Origin of the sequence: Streptomyces sp. NPDC006283 (assembly GCF_040613325.1) — a bacterium.
Taxonomy (GTDB): Bacteria; Actinomycetota; Actinomycetes; order Streptomycetales; family Streptomycetaceae; genus Streptomyces.
In genome coordinates this window covers 1-1,611 of record NZ_JBEXRZ010000457.1, presented here as the reverse complement: position 1 = coordinate 1,611, position 1,611 = coordinate 1, and the positions used below count along the sequence as shown (strand labels likewise).

Below are 1,611 nucleotides of genomic sequence, written 5' to 3'. Positions count from 1 at the left end.
AGCTTGATCTTTAACCTGTGCGGCGGGGTCTCGGGGTTGTTGTCTTCTTCGTTTGTCGTCTCGTTGGTTGTGTTTTGCGGGGTGTGTGCACGTCGTGGCGTTGGGTTGGCAGTGTGTTCTTCCGGCCTGGTGGTCGGCCGGGGCCGGGTCGGGAGGGTTTCGGTGCTCTCGCTGGGCAGATGGTCTTCGGGCGGATGTGCCGGAAGTCGCGGCGGACACGGGCGGGGGTGAGCCTGTCTGGCGAGGTTGGCTTCTCCCAGGGGCGTCGTAGGTCGGCTGCGAGTGGGCGGGCGAGGCGGAGTTGGGTGTAGGCGGCCAGGATCAGCCAGGTCCAGCGGTCGGCCGCCTCTGGGGTGCGGATCTTCGGGGTGGTCCAGCCGAGGGTCTGCTTGAAGAGGCGGAAGGTGTGCTCGATGTCGAAGCGTCGTAGGTATGCCTGCCAGAGGCGGTCGGTGTCTGCCGGGGTGGCATCGATGCCGGACCACCACAGCCAGACTGGCTTCGGGTTTGCTCCGCTGGGCAGGTGAGCGATGTCGAGTCGGATCACGGTTCCCTCCACGATCGGGAGGGTGCCGTCGGCCGCGGCCCATGAGGAGCGGTGGGTCAGTTTGGGGTGGAGCCGGTTCCAGGAACGTGCGGTGGCGATGCCGTAGAGGCGGGTGTCGGTGACGGTTTCGGTGTCCGGGGTGCCCCAGGTGTCGGGCTGCCCGAAGACGAACTCGCCTCCGTGCCGGGGCGGGCGGCCCAGCGTGTGCGGCTGCCGCGGCAATACAGCCCTGCGAAGGACGCGGTCCGAGCGCATCCGGGCCAGTACCTGCACCGGCAGGTCCCTGAGCAGGAATGCGAGGCGCGGTGCGTCGTATCCGGCGTCCGCGATGATGAGGATGTCCGGGTCGCCCGCCTGCCACTGACCTGCCGTGATCAAACGCTGGACCAGCTCCCGCAGCTGCCGGGCCGTGACTGTGGCGGTGTCATCGCCGGGCGCCAGTCGAAGTGCGTCAAGCGGCGCGGTCCATGAACTGCGGCCGGGCTCGAGCGCGCAGACGACCGAGTACGGCCAGCCGGGGACGGGGATGTGCTGGTCTTTGCCCCGGCCGTAGGTGTGACACAGGATCCGGTCCGGTGAGGTGTGTGCATCGGGCCGCAACCAGCAGGTGATATCGACGGCCAGGACCAGCCGGCCGTCGGCAGCACGCGGCAGCGGCACCGCAGCCAGTGCCCGCCGCAGCCGGACGATATCGAGCCGTCCATGCGCCACACCGGCGTAGAGCCCGCCATGACCGCGGCGGTGTTCGCCCACGAGCGACAGCTCGGCCAGCGACCTCACCGGCCCGTCACCGCACAGGACAGCATCGGCCAGCTCGAACAATGCGTCCGAACGAGCCGTGAGACAGGAGTAGAACTCGGTCCGGAAGTATGACAGTTCCGCCAACGGCTCTCGCCGGGCATCACGATGCAGCAGACTCATCCTCACGGCCTTCGTACTGGACGTGTGTGTTCCTTGGTCGGAGCACATGTTCAGACGAAGGCCGCCTCCGCGTACGCCGGATCCCGAACCGAGTGATCAAGTTCGACGGACCATTCGACGCCGGACGTTAAACGCCAAGCTAG

The 1,611-nt window shown here is 67.5% G+C and carries 1 protein-coding gene; it reads right to left on the bottom strand.

Features of this window, described 5'->3' with window-relative positions:
- Window positions 1-10 precede the first annotated feature (10 nt).
- The gene (locus tag ABZ070_RS37245; protein WP_356640626.1) at window positions 11-1,468 is read right to left on the bottom strand and encodes an NF041680 family putative transposase; all 1,458 of its coding nucleotides are present in this window, start codon (window positions 1,466-1,468) and stop codon (window positions 11-13) included.
- Window positions 1,469-1,611: the final 143 nt, after the last annotated feature.